The 24,545-nt window shown below is 61.9% G+C and carries 19 protein-coding genes; 7 read left to right on the plus strand and 12 right to left on the minus strand.

Translation table 11 applies throughout. The annotated features are described in order from the left end of the window. Positions 1–74: 74 nt before the first annotated feature. The 7 genes from MYCSP_RS19455 to MYCSP_RS19485 form a co-directional block, all read right to left on the minus strand. Entirely contained in the window at positions 75–1,199 is a 1,125-nt protein-coding gene (locus MYCSP_RS19455) for an acyltransferase family protein (protein WP_083014841.1), read from the minus strand. After that, positions 1,196–2,464, minus strand: a complete 1,269-nt coding sequence (locus MYCSP_RS19460; protein WP_088414794.1) for a glycosyltransferase — start codon at positions 2,462–2,464, stop codon at positions 1,196–1,198. Before MYCSP_RS19460 ends, MYCSP_RS19455 begins: the two co-directional genes overlap by 4 nt. 49 nt (positions 2,465–2,513) lie before the next feature. Further along, positions 2,514–3,314, minus strand: a complete 801-nt coding sequence (locus tag MYCSP_RS19465) for a TylF/MycF family methyltransferase (protein WP_070909147.1) — start codon at positions 3,312–3,314, stop codon at positions 2,514–2,516. Between the two features lie 217 nt (positions 3,315–3,531). Beyond that, positions 3,532–4,266 (minus strand): class I SAM-dependent methyltransferase, encoded by a 735-nt coding sequence (locus MYCSP_RS19470; protein ID WP_070909146.1) that lies wholly within the window; start codon positions 4,264–4,266, stop codon positions 3,532–3,534. 190 nt (positions 4,267–4,456) lie between these two features. Further along, on the minus strand, positions 4,457–5,587 hold the full coding sequence (locus MYCSP_RS19475; RefSeq protein WP_088414796.1) for an acyltransferase family protein: 1,131 nt from the start codon (positions 5,585–5,587) through the stop codon (positions 4,457–4,459). Positions 5,588–5,751: 164 nt separating this feature from the next. Then, positions 5,752–6,813, minus strand: a complete 1,062-nt coding sequence (locus tag MYCSP_RS19480) for an NAD-dependent epimerase/dehydratase family protein (RefSeq protein ID WP_083014827.1) — start codon at positions 6,811–6,813, stop codon at positions 5,752–5,754. A 152-nt stretch (positions 6,814–6,965) separates the two neighbouring features. Next, complete coding sequence (locus MYCSP_RS19485; protein ID WP_083014824.1) at positions 6,966–8,225, minus strand: glycosyltransferase; 1,260 nt, start codon at positions 8,223–8,225, stop codon at positions 6,966–6,968. A 484-nt stretch (positions 8,226–8,709) separates the two neighbouring features. Here MYCSP_RS19485 and rfbA point away from each other — a divergent pair, with 484 nt between their 5' ends. Both rfbA and MYCSP_RS19495 read left to right on the plus strand, forming a co-directional pair. Further along, entirely contained in the window at positions 8,710–9,576 is an 867-nt protein-coding gene (gene rfbA, locus MYCSP_RS19490) for a glucose-1-phosphate thymidylyltransferase RfbA (RefSeq protein WP_070909142.1), read from the plus strand. Positions 9,577–9,711: 135 nt separating this feature from the next. Further along, positions 9,712–10,050 carry a hemophore-related protein gene (locus MYCSP_RS19495; RefSeq protein WP_070909141.1) on the plus strand — a complete coding sequence of 113 codons (339 nt, stop codon included), beginning with the start codon at positions 9,712–9,714 and terminating at the stop codon, positions 10,048–10,050. 107 nt (positions 10,051–10,157) lie between these two features. On the opposite strand, the gene MYCSP_RS19500 is transcribed toward MYCSP_RS19495, so the two are convergent. From MYCSP_RS19500 to MYCSP_RS19510, 3 genes are read right to left on the minus strand one after another with little or no spacing between them, the layout of a single operon-like run. Next, entirely contained in the window at positions 10,158–13,103 is a 2,946-nt protein-coding gene (locus tag MYCSP_RS19500; RefSeq protein WP_209435417.1) for an MMPL/RND family transporter, read from the minus strand. 11 nt (positions 13,104–13,114) lie between these two features. After that, positions 13,115–15,994 (minus strand): MMPL/RND family transporter, encoded by a 2,880-nt coding sequence (locus tag MYCSP_RS19505; RefSeq protein WP_070909140.1) that lies wholly within the window; start codon positions 15,992–15,994, stop codon positions 13,115–13,117. After that, positions 15,991–16,407 (minus strand): MmpS family protein, encoded by a 417-nt coding sequence (locus MYCSP_RS19510; RefSeq protein WP_083335648.1) that lies wholly within the window; start codon positions 16,405–16,407, stop codon positions 15,991–15,993. The genes MYCSP_RS19505 and MYCSP_RS19510 overlap by 4 nt, the downstream gene beginning before the upstream one ends. Before the next feature lie 536 nt (positions 16,408–16,943). Here MYCSP_RS19510 and ramB point away from each other — a divergent pair. After that, positions 16,944–18,374 (plus strand): acetate metabolism transcriptional regulator RamB, encoded by a 1,431-nt coding sequence (gene ramB / locus MYCSP_RS19515; protein ID WP_070909138.1) that lies wholly within the window; start codon positions 16,944–16,946, stop codon positions 18,372–18,374. Next, positions 18,371–18,904, plus strand: coding sequence for a carboxymuconolactone decarboxylase family protein (locus MYCSP_RS19520; protein ID WP_088414798.1), 534 nt, complete (start codon positions 18,371–18,373; stop codon positions 18,902–18,904). The genes ramB and MYCSP_RS19520 overlap by 4 nt, the downstream gene beginning before the upstream one ends. 18 nt (positions 18,905–18,922) lie before the next feature. On the opposite strand, the gene MYCSP_RS19525 is transcribed toward MYCSP_RS19520, so the two are convergent. Together MYCSP_RS19525 and MYCSP_RS19530 are read right to left on the minus strand one after the other, a co-directional pair. Next, positions 18,923–19,912 (minus strand): aldo/keto reductase, encoded by a 990-nt coding sequence (locus tag MYCSP_RS19525; RefSeq protein WP_088414800.1) that lies wholly within the window; start codon positions 19,910–19,912, stop codon positions 18,923–18,925. Position 19,913: 1 nt separating this feature from the next. Further along, entirely contained in the window at positions 19,914–20,333 is a 420-nt protein-coding gene (locus MYCSP_RS19530; RefSeq protein WP_070909135.1) for a MerR family transcriptional regulator, read from the minus strand. Between the two features lie 228 nt (positions 20,334–20,561). On the opposite strand from MYCSP_RS19530, the gene MYCSP_RS19535 reads away from it, so the two are divergent. The 3 genes from MYCSP_RS19535 to MYCSP_RS19545 are packed head-to-tail and all read left to right on the plus strand — an operon-like array spanning position 20,562 to position 24,540. Further along, positions 20,562–22,097, plus strand: a complete 1,536-nt coding sequence (locus tag MYCSP_RS19535; protein ID WP_083014813.1) for an APC family permease — start codon at positions 20,562–20,564, stop codon at positions 22,095–22,097. Continuing rightward, positions 22,094–23,362, plus strand: coding sequence for an acyl-CoA dehydrogenase family protein (locus MYCSP_RS19540; RefSeq protein WP_088414802.1), 1,269 nt, complete (start codon positions 22,094–22,096; stop codon positions 23,360–23,362). The genes MYCSP_RS19535 and MYCSP_RS19540 overlap by 4 nt, the downstream gene beginning before the upstream one ends. Next, complete coding sequence (locus MYCSP_RS19545; protein WP_162266269.1) at positions 23,359–24,540, plus strand: GNAT family N-acetyltransferase; 1,182 nt, start codon at positions 23,359–23,361, stop codon at positions 24,538–24,540. Before MYCSP_RS19540 ends, MYCSP_RS19545 begins: the two co-directional genes overlap by 4 nt. Positions 24,541–24,545: the final 5 nt, after the last annotated feature.

Here is a 24,545-nt window from a genome sequence, read left to right on the forward strand (position 1 = left end):
AAAGCGCGCAGCGAATAGATTCAATCGGACCGAATCGCTATGGCTCACAAGCTGATCAATGGTAATTGTCACTGTCAAACCGCGTCACGGTCAACAGGTATAGGCGGTGCCTCGTCGACTGCCGATACCTTCTTCCGCGTAAGCCGAGACTTCAGCGCGATCGCGTGCTTTTCCACCACAAACCAGCTGAAGGCCGCCAACGGTACGGTCGCGGCCGTCGCAATGGCGAAGAACAACAGCAGATTCAGGCTGCCCAGCCCCAAAATCACCAACAGTTGCTGGATGGGATATGCATAGATGTACGTGCCGTAGGACAGGTCGTTTCGCAGATTCAATCGTGGGTTGTGGATGAGTGCGCCAGAGACTATGACCGCGTAGGCCAACGGCAGTGCCGCAATATCCCGGTAGTTCTCGAGCAGCCCGGACGCCAGCACGATGACAACGCTGAGCGCGACAAGGGACCAACGCGCGGGAATGCGGTCCTTGTACTGGTTCAGCAGGGCCCCGGCCGCGAACATGACGGCGAATCGCGCCACCATCTGCGGAATCGATGTCGCCGCGAAGACCGGATACGAAAGATATGCCGTGGCGCACAGAAAGAACACGAATGCCGCGGGAACAACCCATCGCCGCTTCAGTAGGCCCGCCACTCCCAGCACGGCAACCGCTATATAGCAGATCATCTCGAAGACGAGCGTCCAGATCGACCCGTTCCAAACCCCCGGCCACGGGACGCCCCGTGGAGTGCCGTCCACCCCGGCGTAGTACACGTTGAGCAGGCCGTTGTTGAGTACGTACTCGATCGGTTTGTGCGACGCGAACAACGCCGAGACCGAGCCGCCCTGGATGAGAACGCTGATCGGAGCGATCACGAACGCGATGATCAGTAGACATACCCAGAGTCCGGGAAAGATGCGTAGCCCGCGGGCGATGGCGAAGTCTCGAAGCTTGGGCTTGCGCAGCCAGCTCGCGGTGATGAGAAATCCCGAGACCGCGAAGAAGCCATCCACGCCCACCTGCTCGATCAGCTGCTCGAACGGGCGGTACGGAATCGTTCGGCCGGTCAGCGGCCATGAATGCCAGTAGATGACACTCACCGCCAGTACCAGACGCCACGCATTCAGCGCGTTGTTTCGCGGGTCGAACACCTGACCCAGCGTCAGCCCCCTGACCGATCGCTCCCCACCGGCTTCAGTCATGCCGAACACCGTGCCCGCGCGAACCGCTCCATGGCGTCGGCGGCGGCGACAGCACTCTCACCGGGTTTGGTCATACCGATCGCGAGCTCACGCGCCCGATCGAGGTAGTCCGGCGCCAGAATTCGCCGCAGGTCGGCGACCAGCGACTCGCGGGTGGTGGTCGAAAAGCGTCGTGTGGTACCGACCTTCAGCTTCTTGATCTGACCGCCCCACAGCGTTTGATTGGCGTCCATCGACAAGATCAACGTGGGAACGCCGGCGCGCAGGCTGGCTGCGGTGGTGCCCGAACCCCCGTGATGTACGACGGCCCGGCACGCCGGAAAGACCGTCGCATAATTCACCGCGCCCACGACCTTCACATGCTCGGGCAACCGAGCGTCGCCAAAGTCGCTCCACCCGGCACCGATGAGCGCCCGCTCGCCCAGTTCGGCGCACGCCGAACCGATCATGTCGAGGGCGGCAGCGGGGGACTCAACCGGCATGCTGCCGAATCCGAAGAAGATCGGCGGCGTTCCCGCAGCGATCCACGAGGCGACCTCCTCGTCGGCCTCCACGGTCATCGCCATGGTCAGTGAGCCGACGAACGGCCGCAAGCCCTCCCACTGCGCCCATTCGTCCGCCAGACCGGGGAAGCACGCCTCGTCGTAGCCCTGAATCTCCAACGAACCGCGCTGCGCGATCCGCTGCGGAGACGGGCTCGACGCCTTCGGCAACCCCAGCTCACGCCGCTGCGTGTCCTCCACCTTCTTATTCAGGCGCCAGGCCAACCAATCGAAGACTGTCATTGCGGCACGCCCTAGCCGCGAGGGCAGGATGGTGACCAGCTGACCGTTGGGCCGCATCGGGATGTGATGAAGCGTGACCAATGGAATGTCATGGTACTCAGCCACATTGGCGGCCGGCTCCTGATAGCTCTGCCCCGCGAACAACACGTCGGCACCCTCGGCTGCGGACATCAGCGTGGTGTTCATCTGCGCCCAGCACTCATCGCTGAGCTCCCACATCTGACGCCACATGGTCCGGATCTCCCGCACCCTCCAGAAGGTATGGAAGAAGAACGTCCAGAAATTGCGATACACATCAAGCCAGGTCTTGGTGTCCAACCCGTAGGAAACGGTCTCCAGCCCTGCCGATTCCGTGAAGCTCATCAAGTCGGGAGGCACGGCCATGACCACGTCGTGCCCCCGGCGCTGTAGTTCACGAGCCACGACAAGAGAGGGTTCGATATCGCCCCGCGTTCCGTAGCTCGCCAGCACAAACTTCATCGCCTCTTACGCCTTTCGGGTATCGCGTTTCACGGGAGTCAGGACGCCGTCATTCCTTACGCCAAAACACACCGGTCCCGTCAATTTCCACGATCTCCGCGGTTATCCCATGCTTCGCCCGATAATCCGTGACGGCTTGTTTGCACGAGTCAAGCGCGTGGTAATCATCGATGATGCAAAAACCCCCGGGAGACAAACGCGCGTAGAGCCCGTCGAGCGCCTGGATTGTGGATTCGTAGAGGTCGCCGTCCAGCCGCAATACCGCGATTTGTTCGATCGGAGCATCATGCAGCGTGTCTTTGAACCAGCCGGGAACAAAACGAACCTGCTCGTCCAACAGCCCGTAGCGTTGGAAATTCGCCCTGACATTCTTTTCCGTCACCGCCAGGATGGGCGCCGCAAGGTGCAGCCTGTCTCCCTTGTCCGCCTTGTAGTGCGCGGTGTCGGGGGGAGGCACGCCCTCGAACGAATCGCAAAGCCATACGTTGCGCGTCGTGTCCCCATACGCGGCCAGTACCGCACGCATCAAGATGGACGCGCCGCCACGCCATACGCCGCATTCGACGAGGTCTCCGGGCACGTCATCGGCGAGAGCTGTCTCAACGCACTGCTGCAGACTCTTGAGGCGCTGCATGCCGATCATCGTCAGCGCATCGGCCGGCCAGTCCAGACCCAGGTCCCGCTTGTGCGCGTCGAACGGACGCTTGCGCACGAGCACGTAGTCGCCAAATTTCACAAAGGGACGGTGCAGCCAGTTCCAACCCACTGGCACAAGTTCGTCAACTCCGTATCTGGTGAGGTCCTGCCGAAGCAGATCCAGATATGCGGATCGAGTGTCGTAATCGGTCACGGTCAAGAACTGCCCCTATCTCGAAATGCCGGTGTCCCGTCCCAGCGCTAAGAATAGCCGCCCTCACGACTCCGTCGACGCGTTTCGCGCCTGGCTACTCCCTTGCGAGGACTGCATTTTCAGCGGAATCTGTCAAAAATTCTTATGAACGAATGTCGCCAAATATATGAGGCTCACTAAGGCCGCAGATCTCGCGTCGCATCATTGATATTCGGCTTCATCGGAACACCGCACGAGGGAGCGTCTTGGGTTCGTGGGCCCTGTGAATCACGACCACGGAGTCGAACACCTCGATCCGGTCGATGATAGTGGCAGCAAGGGGCACCTCGACCTCCCCGAGCCGCCGGGGATGACCCTCCATGATCTGGTAAACCGACTTCATCTGCAGATAGTGGGCATGCATCGCATCCATCAGCCACTTCGTGAAGTCGATGAATGATTCACGCTGATCGCGATAGATCGTCCAGTAGTTGGCGCACACATCCTCCACGATGTACACCCCACCGGGACGCAGGCGCGGAAACAGGTACCTGAACGACCCGATGATCTGCTTCGGGGTGTGCCCGCCATCGTCGAGCACGGTGTCGAATGGCCCCAACTCGTCGACCACGGCGCCAAGAAATTGGGTATCGGTCTGATCACCGATCCGCACGTGAATTCCGCGCTCGGGATCGTCGTGCTGCGCGGACTCGGGATTGATGTCCAGGCCCACGATCGTCGCCTCTGGCAGGTGTTTCCGCCACATCTGCAGGGACCCGCCCCGGTCTACCCCGATCTCGAGCATCCGCGCGGTCCGAGTGAGGGCCTCCTGGTAGATCGGCAGATAATGACGCAACTTGTGAACCTTGTCGGCATCCTCGAATATCCGACCGATCGGGATATCCGCGGGTGTCGTGTCATCGGCGAGCATCGAAACTGTCCGGGCCAAATCCGGGCCCAGAGCGTCGAGCATCCGGCGACGGCCTCCGTACGGATAACGTCGCGCTATGAACGGCGGTTTGCGCTGCAGAGCCAGGCGAAAGAGCGGCATGGTCACGGAATCCTTTGCTGTTCTTTGATGTTCGAAGAACACAGCCCGTTCTCAGAATTCCCAGATGCCATACAAATCAGCCTACCGACAAGTTTCCGGCAACATCGCCATGCTAACCGTCTTCCTGTGGCGACAGCGCGCATTCACGCGGCACCGAGACATCCGCGGACGCCGACGCACTGGGGCTCGCGGTGGGGATGCCAGCACGCTTCCGTTTGAGCCGCGACTTCAGCGCCAATGCGCGCTTCTCGATCAGGAACCAGCTGAATGCCGCGGGTACCAACGTTGCTGCCGTCGAAATACCAAAGAAAACAAAAGGATTCAAGCTGTACAACCCCGCGACAGCCAATAGCTGCTGCGTGGGAGAGGCATATATGTAGACGCCGTAGGACAAGTCTGTGTGGATGTTCATGCGCCTGTTCTTGATCAGCACGCCCGACACCACCACGGCGTACGCGAGCGGGAGCGCACCGATCACCCGATAATCGGGCAGCATGCCCGAAGCCAGCACGATCACCACGCTCACCGCCACAAGTGACCAGCGGGCCGGTATCACGTCTCGCCACTGATACAAGAGCGCACCAGCGGAAAACATGATGGCGCTCCGCACCGCAAGCTGCGGGATGGTCCATACCCCGGGGAAGGTCAGCGGCGGCAACAAGATCGCCGCAATCGTCGCCAGGATCAGTATCGCGGGCGCGGTCCATCGACGGCTCGCGAGCCCCAGCAGACCGAGTCCAGCCACGGCGATGTAGCACATCACCTCGAAAACGAGCGACCACAAAGACGCGTTCCAGATTCCCGCGTAGGGGATATCGCGCGGTGTCCCGCCCACGTCGAACTGGAGCTGCACCAGCGCACTGTTCTTCAACACGTACTCGATCGGCGCACCGGAGAAGAGCAGCCTCGCCGCCGAGCCGCCCTGGATCGCCACGCTCAGCGGCGCGATGACAAACGCCGTCACCGCGAGAACGACGTAATAGCCCGGCAGGATTCGGAGAGCCCGCGCCACGAAGTAATCACGCGCGTTGGGGTCGCGGAGCCAACTTGCGGTGATCAGAAAGCCTGAAAGCGCGAAGAATCCGTCAACTCCCACCGAGAACAGCAGTTGAAGTATTGCGTGTGATTCCACCACACGCCCCGTGAGTGGGAACGAGTGGAAAAGGATCACCTCGGTCGCCAGCGCGAGCCGACATGCGTTCAGCGCGTTGTTTCGTGGATCGAATACAGAACCGAGCTTCATGCGCCTCCGCCACTTTTCGCTGGGAGCGTCATCGTATCGCCATCCCAGTCCCTAAACACGCTTTCCGGAATTTCCACACCAGGTTGGAAAAACATTGTCACAACTGATAATTCATGAGTACCGCGGATGGCCTGTCGCCAATCCACGATCAGCTGCCGGCCTGCTCAAAAACGATTCGGGCAGTCTTTGTCGATCCATTCGAGAAGTGCCTGCAGACCATCCTCCAGCGACCACTTCGGGCTCCAGGCGAGACGTTCGGTTGCCGGGTCGATATCGCAGCTTGCCGCGCGCACATCCCCGTCCCGAAACTTGCCGACGACAACGGGCTCGGGCGCCGCACAGATATCGGCGACCTTGCGGGCCAAGTCGTGAATGGTTGTCGCAGTGCCAGACCCGATATCAAGGGTGCGGCGCTCGACGGCAGGTGTGTGCACCGCCGCGAAGAGCGCATCGACAACATCGTCGATGAACACGAAATCACGGACTATCCGTCCGTCCTCGTACACCTCCAACGATTGTTTCTCGCGTGCCAACCGTGCGAAAAGCGTGACGATTCCGGTGTACGAATTGGTGAGCGATTGACCGGGCCCGTAGACGTTCTGCAGACGCAGGACGCTCAGATTCGTGTCGTGAGCTGCGGCCCACGCTGCCAGCAAGTGTTCCTGGGCCAGCTTGGTGCCCGCATAGACATTGGTCGGGCGGGGCTCCGTACGACCCGCGCAGCTGGGCAGAGACGTCGCAGATTCACCGGCAGGCCCCCTCGGATCCCACTCGCCGGCAAGTAGCTGTGCGTGGCTACGCGGCCGCGGATAGAACACCTGTGCCCCGGACTGCCAGGCGCCTTCGCCATACACCGCACGCGACGACGCGAGCACCAACTGGTCCGGCACCAGCCCCGAACGGCTCAGGGCATCAAGGAGCTGGGTGGTGCCGACCACGTTGACCGAGCCATGGCGCGTTGCCTCCGAAAGCGACTGCGCCGTACCCGTCTCCGCGGCCAGGTGGACGATCTGAGAGGGCTCGAACAGACGCAGTACCGCATCCCAGTCGGGCGCGTGGGTGACGTCTCCGGTGAACAAGCGCACCGAGGACGGCAGGTCGATCTCACGTCCCCTGGCGTGTACCTGTGGGTGTAGGACGTCCATCACCGCGACGTCGTATCCCGCCTGCACGAGGCGGGACGACAGCGTGGATCCGATGAATCCTGCACCACCGGAAATGAGCACGGATTTCGACAAGGCCGACGCCTCCCGTTCTTTTCAGAGCAGCTAGGTGACCGGCACGCACCGGTAATGCGTTCCGGGTCAATGATATCGATGATGGCGGTTCCGTCGCACGAAGATCATCCGCTACAGGCAGCGGCCGGCGAGCAACCGACCTATGCACGGGAGGCTCTCGTCTCCAGCAGATCGGCTGCTCTCCTGACACTCTCGTGCGGTTTGGACATGTGGGGGGCGATCGCGCGCGCCCGAGTGGCGCATTCCGGAGTGAGGATCTCGCGCAGATCCGAGACCAGGGAATCTCGGGTCGTGGTCGAAAAGCGTCGGGATGTACCCACTCTCATACGCTTGAGCTGATTCCCCCAGAACGGCTGATCACCGACGGTCCACAGGATCAAGGTGGGTACGCCCGCACGCAAGCTGGCCGCTGTGGTGCCCGAACCTCCGTGATGAACGATCGCTCGACTGACCGGAAAGACCGCGGCGTAGTTCACCACCCCGACAACTTTGACGTGATCGGAGATTCGCACGCCGCTGAAGTCAGTTGCACCGGCGCACACCAGCGCGCGCTCCCCCAGTTCCGCGCATGCCGAACTAATCATCTCGACGGTCTCGGCCGGAGATTCGACCGGAATGCTGCCCGAGGCAAAGCAGATGGGTGCCGGACCCGCGGCTATCCACGACATGACCTCGTCATCGGCCTCTGTCGTCAACTCCATGGTGAGAGCACCCACGAAGGGCCGCCGCTCACCGTATTTCGCCCATTCGTCGGCCAGTCCCTGGAAGCAGATGTCGTCATAGGCTTGAACTTCCAGCGAGTCACGCTCACCTATCCGCTGCGGAGAAGGGCTCGTCGCCTTGGGCAAGCCGAGCTCTCGCCGTTGCGCATCTTCCGCTCTCTTGGTCACACGCCAGGTCAGCCAGTCATAGGCGGTCATCGCCGTACGGGTCAGCGGCGCAGGTAAGGCCGGAAAAAGCTGACCATTAGGACGCCAGGGCATTGTGTGCAGGGCCACCAGCGGAATCCCGTAGAACTCGGCAACATTGGCCGCCGGCTCTTCATAGCCCACGCTGGTGGACAGCAGATCCGCTCCCTCTGCCACCGACACAAGGGTCCTGCCCATTTCCGACCACTGCTCAGTCACCAGTTTCAATGCCTGACGACACAAGGCAGTCAGATCCTGGACCCGCCAAAAGTGACGGGTCCACGACGTCCACAAGTCACGGTACTCATCGAGCTGCGGCCCCACATGAATTCCGTAAGGCACCGCAGAAAGCCCGACCGATTCCGTGAAGCCGATCAAATCGGGCGGGACGGCCATGCGCACTTCATGGCCACGGCGTTGCAGCTCTCGACCAACAGCAACGGCAGGTTCGATATCGCCACGCGTGCCATAACTTGCCATGGCAAATTTCATGACGTTCTCGACCTCCCCGAAATATGTGCGTGCGTACTCGCAGAATGGCCGTCAGTGCTGCCGGTCATTATTACCGATCTGACGCGCTACGGATAGCCTCAACATAATGGGCGTACGCACGTCTCCAAATTCCACGACAAGCACGCAGCTATGGCCGAATGAATTCAATTTCACAGATTGCCACAGGTAAAACAACTACCCCGATTGGCAGCGGCAATGCGATAGCAGCGAGCCTCCGGCACTGCGAGTCTCGCGCTATCCCATCGCAAAACACACCCGCGCCGTACACTCCTGACGGACTTGTCCAGGTCCAGCGTTGCGCGACGTACTCGCACCGCCGCCACCACCAACATTTGGTTCCACCGGCATCTGGCCTACATACGCGATAGGGTGGCCCATGTTGCGCCTAAGACAATGTAGAAAAGTCCCCGCCGCAACGTAACTCAACGAATCCTTCGTATTTGTCGTCGAGTAGGAGCGGACATTGCGCGGCATCATTCTCGCAGGCGGCTCGGGCACTCGTCTGCACCCGATAACGATGGGTGTGAGTAAGCAGCTGCTGCCGGTCTACGACAAACCGCTGGTCTACTACCCGTTGTCAACACTGATCATGGCCGGCGTCCGCGACATCCTGGTGATCACCACGCCCGCTGATGCTCCGGCATTCGAGCGCCTTCTCGGCGACGGCTCGGCATTCGGTATCAACCTGAGCTACGCCGTACAGCCCGAACCCGAGGGGCTGGCACAGGCATTCGTCATCGGGGCCGAGCACATCGGCACCGACACGGCCATGCTCGCGCTGGGTGACAACGTCTTCTACGGACCCGGCCTGGGTACGAGTCTGCGCAGGTTCGAGAACATCGACGGTGGCGCGATTTTCGCGTACTGGGTAGCCAATCCATCGGCTTACGGTGTGGTCGAGTTCGACGCCGCCGGGGTTCCCCTGTCCCTGGAAGAAAAGCCCGCGTCCCCGAAGTCTCATTACGCGGTTCCTGGGTTGTACTTCTACGACAACGACGTCATCGAGATCGCGCGCTCGCTTCAGAAGTCCGCGCGTGGCGAATACGAGATAACGGAGATCAACCAGATCTACCTCGATCAGGGCCGACTCTCCGTCGAAGTCCTTCCGCGCGGAACGGCCTGGTTGGACACCGGTACCTTCGATTCGCTGCTGGATGCCAGCGATTACGTCCGCACCATCGAACGCCGTCAGGGTCTGAAAATTGGCGTGCCGGAAGAAATTGCATGGCGCGCCGGTTTCATCAATGACGATCAACTTGCCGCCCGTGCCCAAAAGCTACTCAAATCTGGGTATGGAAGTTACCTACTTCAGCTCTTGCAGCGGAAATAGGCCGATGTTCTCGCTGGCGGTAACACAACGGATCGTGGGACGTATAAATAGGTATGGGCCTGGGAACACCTCAGGCCTTGAGCGTGGCTGAATACGTAAAGTTGATGTGGTCGGTACGAGGAGGCACTTGAGAACATGAACAAACTGTCACTGACGAAAACCATTGCAGCCGTCGGCGGTATCACCATGGCGCTGAGCGCCGGGGCGGGTCTGGCTTCCGCAGACCCCGTTACCGACGAGATGGTGAACAGCACCTGTACGTACGATCAAGCGAACGCGGCACTGCACGCGGAGAACCCGATGGCCGCGGAGTACTTCGACGCGTCGCCACCCAACCAGCAGTTCATGCGAGAGTTCCTCGGTGCACCGAAAGACAAGCGCGTGAGCATGATCAACCAAGTCAGAGGCAACCAGGGCATCGAATACGTCATCCCCGTGTTCCAGCAGATGGTGCGCAGCTGCCACAAGTACTGAGTCTTCCCAGACAAAGGCCGGGCCGAGGAGAACTCGCGTCCGGCCTTTATCTATTCAGTATCTATTCAGGGGCCCTCATGTACTGAACCGGTTGAACTACAACGTACTTAGTTGTCGAGCCGCGGTAGCTCCGTGGTCGGATCATCGTCATCCGGGCGGGCCGAAGACGGAGCCGCGACCGCAGCACCCACGGGCTGACGAAGCGCGCTCGGCGGACGTGGTCGCACGCGCTGTGGCCACCAGAACCAACGGCCGAGGAGCGCCGCGATCGACGGGGTCATGAACGAGCGCACAATCAGAGTGTCGAACAGCAGCCCCAGGCCGATGGTGGTACCGATCTGACCGATGATCTGCAGGTCACTGACAACCATCGAGGCCATCGTCGCCGCGAACACCAATCCCGCTGAGGTGACCACCTTTCCGGTGCCGCCCATCGCGCGAATGATGCCCGTGTTCAGGCCCGCGCCCAACTCCTCCTTCATTCGGGAGACCAGCAGCAGGTTGTAATCGGATCCGACGGCCAAGAGGATGATCACCGACATCGCCAGCACCATCCAGTGCAGATTGATCCCCAAGATGTATTGCCACAGAAGCACAGACATGCCGAACGACGCACCCAGGGACAGCGCCACCGTACCCACGATCACCAAGGCGGCGATGAAACTTCGGGTGGTGATGAGCATGATGATGAACACCAGACAGATTGCCGCTATGCCCGCGATCAGCAGGTCGTAGGTGGAACCGTCTTTCCAGTCCTTGGCGGTCGACGCGGCCCCGGCGATGTAGACCTTGCCGCCCACCAGCGGTGTTCCCTTGAGCGCCTCTTCGGCCGCGTTCCGAACCTGCTCGATCCGCGTTATCCCCTCCGGCGACATGGGGTCACCGTTATGGGAAATGATGAACCGCACCGTCTTTCCGTCCGGCGACAGGAAGGAGCTCATGGCACGTTTGAAGTCGGGGTTGCTGAACACCTCGGGGGGCAGGAAGAAGGAATCGTCGTTCTTCGAGGCGTCAAAAGCCTGTCCCATGGCCATCACGTCGTCGGTGGTCTCGTCCATCTGAGCGAACTGACCCGACATGGTGGCATACATGGTGAGCACCGAGGTCCGCATGCTCTGCATGACCTCGATCATCTGAGGGAACTGAACAAGCAGCTGCGGCATGATCGCGTCCAGCTGGTCCATGTCCTTGACCAGTCTGACCAACCCGTCGTCCAGCGCATCCGCCCCATCCAGCGCATCGAAGATCGATCTGATCGACCAGCAGATGGGGATGTCGAAACAGTGCTTCTCCCAATAGAAGTAGTTGCGAATCGGCCGGAGGAAGTCGTCGAAGAGGGCGATACTGCCCCGCAAGTCGTCGGTGAGTTCCTGCACCTCGTGCGTGTCTGCCGTCATCCGGTGCGTGGTCTCGGACATCTTCTTCATGACGCCGTACGTGCGTTGCATCGTCGAGATCATCTTGGCCATATCGTCGGCCTGCTTTTGCATGTCGGCGATGCGCTTCTTCTGAAATCGAGTCGCCTGCACTTGGCCGGCACTCTGCAAGCTGAGCAAGAAGGGCACCGATGTGTTGGCGATCGGCGTGCCCTCCGGGCGGGTTATCCCCTGGACCCGCGAGACCCCACGCACCTTGAAAATGGCCTTGGCCACCTTGTTCAACACCAGGAAATCCGCGGGGTTTCGAAGATCCCGGTCGGTCTCGATCAGCAATACGTCTGGGGTAAGCCGCGACTCGGAGAAATGGCGTTGAGCGGCGGCGAATCCCTGGTTGGCCGGAATGTCGCTGGAGATGTAGAGCCGATCGTTATAGCTCGTCTTGTAGCCCGGAAGGGTGGACAGTCCGACCAGTGCCACCGCCAGCGAGGCGACCAGGATGGGTGCAGGCCAGCGGACGATTGCCGTGCCGACTCCGCGCCACCGCTGAACACGCAACATGCGCTTGGGTTCGAGCAGCCCGAATCGGCTTGCCACCGCAATACCGGCGGGAACCAGGGTCACCGCCACCGCGACCGCGGCCAGCATGCCGATGGCACAGGGGATACCCATGGTTTGGAAGTACGGCAACCGGGTGAAATGCAGACACAGGATGGCTCCGGCGATGGTCAGACCTGAGGCCAAGACCACGGGAGCCACACTGCGATACGTTGTGTAATAAGCGGTTTCGCGGTCCTCGCCCGCCTGACGCGCCTCCTGATATCGACCGAAGAAGAAGATTCCGTAGTCGGTACCGGCCGCGATGCTCAGGAAGACCAGCATGTTGACGGCGAACGTGGAGAGCACGAAAACGTCGTGGTGTCCGAGATACGCGACGATGCCACGAGCGGCTGCCAGCTCAACGCCCACCATGATCAGCAGCAGGATCACCGTGATGACTGACCGATAGAGGATCAGCAACAGCGTGAAGATGATGACAACGGTGACCGCGGTGATCTTCAGGATCGATTTGTTGCCCGCGTGCTGCATATCCGACGCCAATGGCGCAGCACCGGCCACATAGGTTTCGACATCCTTCGGAGCCGACGGGGACGTCCGTTTGACGATCTCCCGGACCGCGGCCACGGACTCGTCGCCCTGCGCGGTGCCTTGGTTTCCCACGAGATTCAGCTGCACATACGCGGCCTTCTCGTCGGGACTCTGCACACTCGATGAGGTCAACCGGTCGCCCCACAGATCCTGCACGTGCTCGACGTGTTTGGGATCGTTCCGCAGCTCGCGAACCAGTTCGGCGTAGTACCGATGTGCGTCCTCGCCGAGCGGATTCTTCCCCTCGAGGACGATCATCGCGGAACTGTCGGAGTTCGACTCCTCGAAGTCCTTGCCCATCCGCATGATGGCCTTGACGGCCGGTGCGTCCTGCGGCATGAGTGATACCGAACGCTCGTCCCCCACGGTTTCCAGCGCGGGAATCGCCTTGCTCCAGTCCCAATTGACCGATGCCAGTGTCGTATACAGAATCAACACCAGCCACCCCAAAATGATCAGAGGCGACAGCGTTCGTATTGTCCGCGCGATGAACGGCCGCGAGTGCGCTGAGTCTGTCTCAGCACTCATTCCCGGTCTCATCAGTTCCTCTGCAGCACCGAGCGGACCAGGCGAGGTCCCCTCCATCCGTGCACCGCACCGCGCGGCCGGGGCGACACCTGCAGCGGCCACCAGAACCATCGGCCCAGAAGGGCGGCGATCGAGGGCGTCATGAACGCGCGCACGATCAAGGTGTCGAACAACAGCCCCATGCCGATCGTGGTTCCCACCTGCCCGAGGGTGAGCAGGTCGCTGACGATCATGGATCCCATGGTGGCTGCGAAGACCAGGCCGGCGGCCGTCACCACCTTGCCGGTGCCGCCCATCGCCCGGATGATGCCGGTATTGAGTCCCGCACCGAGTTCTTCCTTCATGCGCGAGACCAGCAACAGGTTGTAGTCAGATCCCACCGCGAGCAGCACGATGACGGACATGGCCAGCACCACCCAGTTGATCTGGATTCCGAAAATGTGTTGCCACACAAGGACGGACAGGCCGAAGGAGGCACCCAGCGACAGCGCGACCGTGCCGACGATCACCAAGGCCGCGACCAGGCTCCGGGTCATCAACAGCATGATGATGAAAATGAGGCACAGTGCCGCGACGCCTGCGATCAACAGATCGTATTTGGAACCCTCCACCAGCTCGCTGACACCGGCCGCCGTACCCGCCAGCGAGAGCTTGGCGTGCTCCAGCGGAGTTCCCTTGAGCGCTTCTTCCGCCGCGGTCTTGATCGGCTCCACCCGTGAAATGCCTTCGGGCGTCGCCGGGTCTCCCCGCTGGGATATCAGCATGCGTGAGGACTTGCCATCGGGCGACATGAAGATCTTCATGACGCGCTGGAAGTCCTTGTTCTTCAGGACATCCGGAGGCAGATAGAAAGAGTCGTCGTTCTTCGAGGCGTCGAAGGCCTTGCCCATGGCCGTCGAGTTCTCGGTGGACTCATCCATTTGGGCGAAGATGCCCGACATCGTGCTGTGCATCGTCAGCATCGACTCGCGCGTGCTCTTCATGGTCTCGATCATGATCGGGAACTGTTCGAGCAGCTGCGGCATCAATCTGTCTAGCTCGTCGAGGTCGCCGACCAGCGTCTGCATCTTGTCGGTCACCTGGTCGACGCCGTCAAGCGCATCGAAGATCGAACGGATCGACCAGCAGATCGGGATGTCGAAGCAGTGCTTCTCCCAATAGAAGTAGTTGCGGATCGGCCGCCAGAAGTCTTCGAAATCCTCGATGTGGTCCCGGAGCGTCCGCATGTCCTGCTGGAGGTCCTTGGTGGTGCCGACCATACGGTGCGTGGTGTCCACCATCTGACTCATCAGTTCGGACATGCGCTGCATGAGGGCGATGGTCTTCGACATGTCGTCGGCCTGCTTGAGCATGTCGTCCATCCGCGCGCGCTGGAACGGCAAGCTCAAACGCTGGCTCGCGTTCGACATGCTCAGCATGAAGGGCACCGAGGAGTGTTCGATCTGTGTGCCCTCGGGCCGGGTGATGGACTGGACATTGGCGATGCCCGGCACCGCGAAGACAGCCTTGGCCAGCCTGTTCAACACCAGGAGGTCGGCCGAATTACGCATGTCGTGATTGGCCTCGATCAACAAGATGTCCGGCGTAGACATCTTCGATTCCGGGAAATGCCGCGAGGCGGCGGTAAGCCCCTGAACCGCGGGAATGTCTTGCGGGATGTACTTCGCATCGGTGTAGCTGGGGTTGTACCCGGGCAGCGTCAACAGTCCGATCAGCGCGATCGCCACGGTCGCGGCGAAGATCGGACCGGGCCACCGCACGATCGCAGTACCGATGCGCCGCCATCTGCGGGTCGTCACCTGACGTTTGGGATCGAAGATCCCGAAGCGGCTGCCGACTGCGATGCACGCGGGCACCAGGGTGAGCGCGACCGCCACCGCGACCAGGATGCCGACCGCGCCTGGGATACCCAGCGGCTTGAAGTACGGCAGGCGGGTGAAGTGCAGGCACGCGATCGCGCCGGCAATGGTCAGGCCCGATGCCAAGACCACCTTCGCCACACCCTTGTAGGTGGTGTAGTAAGCGGATTCGCGATCCTCGCCTGCTTGACGCGCTTCCTGATAGCGCCCCGCGAAGAAGATGCCGTAGTCGGTTCCCGCAGCGATACCCACGGATACCAGCAGATTGACGACGAACGTCGTCAGGCCGACGATCCCGTGCATGCCCAGGAACGCGACAAGTCCTCGCGCGACCTGCAGCTCGATGCCGACCGTGAACAGCAAGATGATGACGGTGATGAACGATCGGTAGAGCAGGAGCAGCATCAGGAAGATCACGCCGACGCTCACCAGGGTGATGAGAATGACCGTCCGGTTTCCACTCTCGGCCATGTCGGAGACAACGGCCGCCGGTCCCGTGACGTATGCCTTGACCCCCGGTGGCAGCCCCGGGGTTTCCTTCACGACCTTCTGAACGGCTTCCACCGATTCATTCGCGTCGGCCTGGCCAAAGCGGCCGGTGAGATTCAATTGCACATAAGCGGCTTTTCCGTCGGCACTCTGCGCAGCACCGGAGGTCAGCGGATCACCCCAGAAATCCTGGACATGCTGCACATGCTTCGGATCGTCTTTCAACTGACGGATGACGGCGTCGTAATACTTGTGCGCATCGTCGCCGAGGGTGTTCTCCCCCTCGAGCACGATCACCGCGACACTCTCGGAATTGGACTCCTGGAAAACCTTGCCCATCTGCGTCATCGCCTTGACGGACGGCGCATCCGGAGGGCTGAGTGAGACCGAATGCTCTCGCTCGACAATCTCCAGGGGCGGCACCTTCACGGTCAGCAAGACCGTGATCGCCAGCCAGCCCAGAATAATGAACACCGCGCCGCGGCGGATAATGGTTGCCATTACCGGCCGGTGCGATTGACCTTTGCCGTCGTCCGCGCTCATGCGGCCTTCAGGAGGCACGAGGTAAACGCGTTGGTCTGGTTTGTCACCTTCTCGGATTTGACCTCATCGTCCACGATGATGCGGCACCCGATACTGCGGCCGTCGCCCTGCGCCATGATGCTTCCCACCGCGGTGGTCTTGCCGATCTCGAATTTCACCGACCACGGAAGTGGCACTTTTTGAATGAACAGCGGATCGCCATTGACGTCGAAATAACTGATATCGGCAACGTTCCCCGGTGACCCGAAAACCTCATAAGACATCTTCTTGGGGTCAAACGATTTAGAGTCACTGACATTTGTATCTGCGTAAGAAGGGCGCTTTTCCGAACCGAAAACGCCGTGGAGCCGCGACACGGTAAATCCGCCGGCAGCAATTACCGCAAGCACCAGCAGTGGAATCCACAGACGCATCAAAAGCCGAAGAATCGGAACCCTCCTCGTCTATCTCCGCATCCGGCACCATGCTCGGACATCCGCACCCAAATTGCAAAACGCGGAACACCTCAACGGTGCTCCCCGGCCGTTAAAGATTAGACCATGCATGAGAGCCGCGTATGTGCCCGTTGCACACCCGATATGGAATGAGTAGCACGCTATTTGGGATACAGGCGTGTACAGATTTACTGCACGGAAACACAGGCAACGATCGCGGGCGGTTATCCCAATTAGTACGAATGGGTGAACAGATGGCCAATCAGCAGCTGAGACCCCTACCCCTATGACCCCAGGGCCGAATGACCGGCCTCAGTGACGCCGGTCATAGCGAGAGGCAACTCCGCGGAGCATGTTCGCCGGTGAGCCTCGGTCGGGCGGGCCCAGAAAGCAAACCAGCTTGATCGCTCGGTGCCCTCCGGATCATCGGCGGCCCAGGCGACGATGATCCGGCCGGACCGAAACCTTGCCAAGACTGCGAAGGCGGCGTTCGCAAGGCGAGTACGCTGGTCAACGTGTCCAAAACGTACGTTGGAGGGCGCCTTCGTCAACTCCGCAGCGAACGCGGCTTCAGCCAAGCCGCGCTCGCCCAGATGCTGGAGATCTCCCCGAGCTACCTCAACCAGATCGAGCATGATGTCCGGCCGCTGACTGTTGCGGTCCTACTGCGCATCACCGAGGTGTTCGGTGTCGACGCGACGTTCTTCTCCTCCCAGGACGACAGCCGTCTGATCGCCGAACTGCGCGAGGTGGTGCAGGACAAGGACCTGGACATCGACGTCGACCCCGCGGAGATCGCCGACGTGGTCGCCGGGCACCCCGCATTGGCCCGCGCCATGGTCAATCTGCACCGGCGCTATCGGATCACGACGACGCAATTGGCGGCGGCGACCGAGGACCGCTACACCGACGGCAGCGGCAGCGGCTCCATCACCATGCCGCACGAGGAAGTACGCGACTACTTCTATCAGCGGCACAACTATCTGCATGAGCTCGACACCGCGGCCGAAGACCTGACGGTTCGTACGCGGATGCATCGGGCAGACCTGGCCCGCGAGATCGCCGACCGCCTCACCGAGGTGCACGGGGTGCAGATCGCCCGACGAATCGACCTGGGCGACAGCGTCTTACACAAGTACGACCCGGGAACCAAAACGCTGGAGATCAGCAACCACCTCTCCGGTGGCCAACAGGTGTTCAAGCTGGCCGCCGAGTTGGCCTACCTGGAGTACGGCGATCTCATCGACACCATGGTCGACGACGGCAAGTTCACCTCCGAAGAATCACGCAAGCTGGCGCGGCTGGGCCTGGCCAACTACTTCGCCGCCGCCACCGTCCTTCCCTACCGCCAATTCCACGGGGTGGCCGAAGACTTCCAATATGACATCGAACGGCTCTCGGCCTTCTACTCGGTGAGCTACGAAACCATCTGTCACCGGCTGTCCACCCTGCAGCGTCCGTCGATGCGGGGAGTGCCGTTCTCCTTCGTGCGCGTGGATCGGGCCGGAAACATGTCCAAACGTCAGTCGGCCACCGGGTTCCATTTCTCCTCCAGCGGCGGCACCTGTCCGCTGTGGAACGTATACGAAACCTTCGGCAACCCGGGCAAGATCCTGGTCCAGGTGGCGCAGATGCCCGACGGGCGCAACTACCTATGGGTGGCCCGCACCGTGGAGCGGCGCGCATCGCGGTACGGCCAGCCCGGTAAGACTTTCGCGATCGGGCTGGGTTGCGAATTGAGACATGCGCACCGGCTGGTCTACTCGCAGGGGCTGGACCTGTCCTCCGAGGGTGCGACCACGCCGATCGGCGTGGGCTGCCGCGTGTGCGAACGCGACAACTGTCCCCAGCGTGCCTTTCCCGCGCTCGGCCGGGCACTCGACCTGGATGAGCATCGCAGTACGGTGTCGCCATACCTCGTTCTGCAGGAAGGAGCTCACCCGTGAGCAGTGGTCGTATCCCAACAGGTGGTCTGCGCGAGCTCGGACCGATCAACTGGGTAATCGCCAAGGGCATGGCGCGCGCCATCAGCGTGCCGGAAATGCATCTGGCGACCACACTCGGGCAGACCGGCGTCCGATTCTGGCCGTGGCTGGCCTACTCCGGAGCCATCCTGCGCGGCACCAAACTCTCCACTCGCGACACCGAGGTGATCATCCTGCGCGTGGCCCACGTACGCGAATGTGAGTACGAACTGCAGCACCACACCCGCATCGCCAAGGCCGCCGGCATCGATCCGGCGTATCAGGAGCGGATCTTCGCCGGAGCCGATGCCGAGGGACTCACCGACAAAGAGCGCGCGCTCATCACCGGTGTCGACGAGATCCTCACCACCAGAACACTTTCCGATGAAGCTTGGAACGGGCTCACCGCGTTCCTGGACCGCCGTCAGCTCATCGGCTTCTGTCTGCTCGTCACCCAGTACGACGGCCTGGCCGCGACCATGTCATCGTTGCGCATCCCGCTGGACCACTAGCAGCCCGACCGGCCGACGCTAGCTCTCCAGACGGGCGAGATGTTCGGCGCTGTACCGATCTCCCGCCGCCGCGGTAAGACTCTCGAGGCGCGTCAGATGCTCTGGTAGCAGTTCGATATCTACCGCGCCGGCGTTCTCGTCGACACGCGAGGCCTTCGTGGTCCCAGGTATCGGCACGATGTCGTCACCACGAGTGAGCAGCCACGCCAACGCTACCTGCGCGCTGGTCGCCCCAATCGAGGACGCCACCGAGCGAACCTCCTCCACCAGGGCCAGGTTCGCATCGAAGTTTTCTGCACTGAACCGCGGCTGTTCCTTACGGAAGTCACCGTCGGCCAGTTGGTCCCGCGAGCTGATGGCACCGGTGAGAAAGCCCCGGCCAAGCGGCGAATAGGCGACCAGGCCAATGCCAAGGGCCCGGACAGTCGGCAAGATCTCATCCTCGATATCGCGGGTCCACAACGAATACTCGTTCTGCAGCGCGGTGATCGGATGAACAGCATGCGCCCGGCGAATCGTCCCGGCAGACGCCTCCGACAACCCGATATACCGAACCTTCCCTTGTTGCACCAGCTCGGCCACCGCCCCGATGGTGTCCTCGATGGGCACATTCGGGTCGACACGATGCTGGTAGTACAGGTCGATGTGGTCGACACCGAGCCGCCGCAACGAACCTTCCACCGCGACAGCGATATTCGCCGGCGAGCTGTCGAGGATCTGTGGTCCACCGTTGCCGTGGGACACCAATCCGAACTTGGTGGCAAGGACGACATCTTCGCGCCGGCCAGCGATGGCCTTACCGACAAGCTCTTCGTTGGCGAAGGGGCCGTAGATCTCTGCGGTATCGATCAGGCTGATGCCCAGATCCAATGCGTGCTGGAGCGTGCGGATCGAGGCCGCTTCGTCCGGCCCGCTTTCGGCACCAATCGCGCGGTAGTAAGCAGACATCGACATGGCGCCCAAGCCGATTCGTGATACCGGCAGACTGCCGATCTGTGTGTATTTCATGTCAACCCTTCGTGTGTCCGGCCGGTTGAGCCGAGGCGCCATTGACCGACTCCGTGTAGTACGCGACCTTGAAGTCGACGACCTTGAGGTCTTCGGTAAGCCGCTCCATCGAGGCCATGATGCGCACGCGCTGAGCAAATAGCAGTTCCAGACGCTCGGCGTGAGTCTCCGCACCGCCTGCCAGCAGCTCGATGAACCGCCGCATGTCCCGTACCGGCATGCCGGTACGGCGCAACCGCAGCATCAGCTGGACGCGTTCGATGTCGTCTTCACTGAAACGTCGCCGACCGCCGCCGTCGCGCGGCACCCGGGGAAAAAGTCCCTCGCGTTCGAACCAGCGCAGCGCATCGATCGACAGCCCCGTCCGCTGGGCGACGTGGGAGATGGGAAACCCGTCATTGTGCGGCTCACGTGTGCTCACAGAGCCACGGTAGAACCTGGAGTCGACTCCAGGTCAAGGGAAAGATTCGGCGCAGGCCGCCACGAAAGTTCTCGCAGGTACCGGCGACGGCTCGATCGACGCCGTTGACACCTTCCTGATGCCGCCTCACCATCGGTTCATGCGCTTGGCCAAGGACTGTAGGTAGGCGCGCAATCTCGTTTGCGCGCTGCCAGTTTCAGCCCACCCGCCAAACGAAGGTATCGCCTCATGTCCACACCCGCCCATCAGCTGACCGTCAACGGCCGATCGCTGCAGGCCGCCGACGCACACGGACTCGAACGCGACGCGGTGGGCTCCTGGGGCGTGTTCGCCCAGGGCCTGGCGGCCGCCGCCCCTAGCGTCGCGGTCGCGACGGTACCGTTCTCCCTGTTCGTGGCGGCCGGTAAGGGCGCCGCCTGGGCGGCGGTGATCGGTCTGGTCGCGGTGGTCCTGATCGCCACCACCATCAGCTTTCAAGCCAAACGGACGGTGTCCTCGGGCTCGCTCGGCACATATGCCGGCAACGGGCTGGGACCTGGGGCCGCGTACGCCGCCGGCTTCAGCCTGCTCATCGGGTACGTCACCTTCGCCACCACGGGGACCCTCGGCGGCGTGCTGTACTTCGAATCCTTCCTCGACGCCATCGGGATCCACTCAGAGGCAACGGGTTTCAAACTCACACTGGTCGCGGTGGTCGTCGCGGTCGCCGTCTACCTTCCCTATCGCGGCGTCTCCATCTCTGCGAAGTACGAGCTCGTCTTCGAAATCATCGCCACTGCATTGATTCTCATCATCGTCGTGGCTTCATATGTCAGCTACGGCTGGCGCATCGACACCGAGCAGTGGTCACTGACGAACCTGGGCAACAGCACCACCTTCATCGCGGCCGTCACCGCGGTCGGCGCGTACGCGGGATTCGAGAGCGTCGCGTCTCTGGGCGCCGAGTCCCGCGACGCGCACCGCACCATCGCGCGGTCGCTGCTGCGTGTCGTCTTGATCATCGGCGTGCTCTACATCCTGGCCACCTACCCACAAATCCTGCAGTTCCGGAACATCGACGGCGACAGCGCGATACTTCCTCAGGTCGCCACCAACTCCGGTGTCGCATGGGCGATCTATCCGATAAGCCTGGCGGTGACCATCGCGTTCATCGTGTTTGTCACCGCAGTCATCAATTCGGCGGCTCGGGGTCTTTTCACCCTCGCCCACGAGGGGGCACTGCCCGCAGCCCTGGCCCGGGTGCACCCGGTCTACAAGACTCCGGTCGCCGGCATCTTCCTGATCGGAATCATCGCGACGGCCTTCTCCGTCACCGCCACACTCAGTTCGGTCGGCAGGCTGGTGTTCGACGTCTACGGAAATTACGTGGCCAACTGGGGCTTTCTGGTCAGCTATCTGCTTGTGGTGGTCGCCACACCCATCTGGCTGTATCGCATCAAGGCACTCACCCCGGCCCGGCTCGTCGTCTCGACCGCCGCGGCCCTGGCCATCGGGTACGTGATCTTCAGCAATTTCTATCCGGTACCCAAGTTCCCCTTCAACATCCTGCCGCTCATCTTCGGTGCGATTCTGCTCGCCGGGCTGCTGCGCTACTGGTATCTGCGCGCCCACCGTCCCGAGGTCGCTGCCCGGATCGGTTCCATCCAAACACTTTCCGAATCCGAAAAGGAACGACTGACAGAGCTCGGCATCCTCGAGGTCCTCCATGAGGAGCCCGAGTCCGAGCCTGCCGATACCAACAGTCCAGGAGTACTCGTCACATGACCACCGCCGCAACGTCATCAGTCCTGGTCTATCAAGGCGTCAGCGACTCCGAGTTCTCCGAATGGAGGCGGACCGCCCAGCGCGTTGCCGACCAGCTGGCCGCCACCGCGCTGGACCGCGACCGAGCCAACCAGAACCCGAGCGGCGAAATCGGACTACTACGCGAGTACGGCCTGTTGTCCTTCGCCACCGCACGCGAATTCGGCGGAGCCGGCGGGAGTTTGACCCAGGCTCTGCAGCTCAGCCGGATCATCGCCGCAGCGGACGGATCAATCGGCCAGCTGCTGCTCTACCACTACTCCAACGGTGTGTGGACGCACATTCTCGGGTCGCCGTCGCAGCGTGAACACATCGCCCGCGGAGTCGGTGAACTCGGTTGGTTTCAGGGCAGTGTCAGTAACCCGCGCGACCCGGGTATCAGAGTCACCCGAACCGACGAGGGCTATCGGGTCGACGGGAAGCGGACGTTCGCCACCGGTGTCGCTCTCGCCGATCTGATCACCGTGCTCCTGTATGAAGACGAACCGATCAACGCGGTCATCCCCCGCGACCGGGAAGGACTGCGATTCAACGACGACTGGGACAACCTCGGGCAGCGGCTTACCGCAAGTGGGAGTGTCGAATTCGACAGTGTCCTATTGCGTCATGACGAGGTGCTCACCGGCCTTGCCGAGCTCTCGGCATCCGATGGATCCCGTGAACGCCGCGACGGCCTGCGGGCACTGTTCAGCCAGCTGATATTCGTCCATCTCTACCTCGGGATCGCCGAGGGGGCACTCGCCGCCGGCGTCACCTACATCAGGGAACAGGGCAGGCCGTGGCCGGAAGCACATTCCACCCAGGTCACCGAGGACCCCTACCACCAACAGCTGCTGGGTCGGCTGTCCGCGGGTATCGCGGCAGGAATCGCCCTCGCCGACACGGTGACACGGGAATTCGAACAGGCCCTGGGGGCCGGTGAAACACCCAACGCGGCCCAATGGGGCGCATTGGCGATTCGGGTAGATCAAGCCAAGTCGATCGCCACCGAGGTGTCCTTGGACGTGACGCACAACATCTACCAGGCCACCGGCGCCAGATCGACAGCCAATTCCGTTGGCTTGGACATCTACTGGCGTAACGCACGTACCCACACCACGCACGATCCGCTGCCGTATCGGCAGCGTGAGATCGGTCGCTACCTGTTGACCGATGAGTGGCCGTTACCGCGCAGCCTCAGCGGACTGGGACGCCACGCAGACACCACGCAGGGCCACCAGCCGTGACGGACATTCGCTTCCTGCAGACCTCCGCAGAACGCGAACGTGCCTTCGCGGTGTTCTGGCGCGCCATGGTCGGGCTACCGCCACTTGGCGAGTATGCCGCCGACGAATTGCTTGAAGAAGGACGCTATCTGGGTGCCTTCGATGACACCGACCTTGTCGGCGGAGCCGATTCGTACACCAGCTGGCTCACCGTTCCCGGCGGCTCGCGGGTTCCGCATGCAGCGGTCACACATATCGGCGTACTACCCACTCATACCCGCCGCGGAATCCTCACCGCCCTGGTTACCCGGCAGCTCACCGATATCGCCGGGCGGGGCGAGATCGTCGCCAGCCTGCGCGCCTCCGAAGCGGTGATCTACGGCCGCTTCGGCTATGGAGTGGCGACCAGCAGCGCCAGTTACCGGATCCAACGGCGGCGGGCGTTGCCGCACAGCCCCATTGACACCGGGGCCATCACCCTGCTCGACGCGTCGGCGTCGTCGGATCGGCTCGCCGCCATCTACGAACGTGCTGCCTGGGCCGGCTCCGTGGCGCGTCCACCGCAGTGGTGGCGGCTGCACGAGCTCTTCGAGGCCGCCGACCCCGTGAAGCACTACGTGGCCACTCACGCGCAAGGGTATGTGCGATACCGACCGCGGGACACCGCCGAATGGTTCGCCAGCAGCGCCCGCACCATATCGGTCGACGACCTTGTCGCGCATAGCGATGAGGCCTACCGCGCATTGGTCGGCCATCTGCTCGATTTGGATTTGGTCGATGTCATCGAGCTCGGCCCACGCCCCATCGACGACCCGCTGCCCCATCTGGTGACCGACCCCAGGTCGGTCACAGTGACCGGCATTCGCGACGAGACCTGGCTGCGGCTGATCGACGTGGAGGCGGCGTTGGCCGCACGCACGTACGCCGATACCGCACCGGTGGTGATCGAGGTGACCGACAATCTGCTGCCACATAACTCGGCGCGGTTCTCGGTCGGTGCCGACAAGGTGCGACGCACTCAGCATACTCCCGACCTGTCGTTGAGCATCTCCGCACTGGGATCGCTCTATCTCGGCGACAACACGTGGACACAGCTGGCGCGTGCCGGGCTGGTGTCCGCGCACACGACGGCGGCGATCAATGCCGCCGACGCCCTGTTCGCCACCGGCGCAAAGCCCTTTGCCGGCACCAATTTCTAGGAGTC

The sequence above is a fragment of the Mycobacteroides saopaulense genome (assembly GCF_001456355.1).
Classification (GTDB): domain Bacteria; phylum Actinomycetota; class Actinomycetes; order Mycobacteriales; family Mycobacteriaceae; genus Mycobacterium; species Mycobacterium saopaulense.

Coding starts and splice junctions, on each gene's coding strand:
- MYCSP_RS19485 (WP_083014824.1), bottom strand. CDS start 8,225: ATGAAATTTGCCATGGCAAGTTATGGCACGCGTGGCGATATCGAACCT.
- MYCSP_RS19475 (WP_088414796.1), bottom strand. CDS start 5,587: ATGAAGCTCGGTTCTGTATTCGATCCACGAAACAACGCGCTGAACGCA.
- MYCSP_RS19500 (WP_209435417.1), bottom strand. CDS start 13,103: ATGAGTGCTGAGACAGACTCAGCGCACTCGCGGCCGTTCATCGCGCGG.
- MYCSP_RS19535 (WP_083014813.1), top strand. CDS start 20,562: ATGTCCACACCCGCCCATCAGCTGACCGTCAACGGCCGATCGCTGCAG.
- MYCSP_RS19505 (WP_070909140.1), bottom strand. CDS start 15,994: ATGAGCGCGGACGACGGCAAAGGTCAATCGCACCGGCCGGTAATGGCA.
- MYCSP_RS19540 (WP_088414802.1), top strand. CDS start 22,094: ATGACCACCGCCGCAACGTCATCAGTCCTGGTCTATCAAGGCGTCAGC.
- MYCSP_RS19510 (WP_083335648.1), bottom strand. CDS start 16,407: ATGCGTCTGTGGATTCCACTGCTGGTGCTTGCGGTAATTGCTGCCGGC.
- MYCSP_RS19460 (WP_088414794.1), bottom strand. CDS start 2,464: ATGAAGTTTGTGCTGGCGAGCTACGGAACGCGGGGCGATATCGAACCC.
- MYCSP_RS19495 (WP_070909141.1), top strand. CDS start 9,712: ATGAACAAACTGTCACTGACGAAAACCATTGCAGCCGTCGGCGGTATC.
- MYCSP_RS19455 (WP_083014841.1), bottom strand. CDS start 1,199: ATGACTGAAGCCGGTGGGGAGCGATCGGTCAGGGGGCTGACGCTGGGT.
- MYCSP_RS19470 (WP_070909146.1), bottom strand. CDS start 4,266: ATGCTCGACGCTCTGGGCCCGGATTTGGCCCGGACAGTTTCGATGCTC.
- MYCSP_RS19525 (WP_088414800.1), bottom strand. CDS start 19,912: ATGAAATACACACAGATCGGCAGTCTGCCGGTATCACGAATCGGCTTG.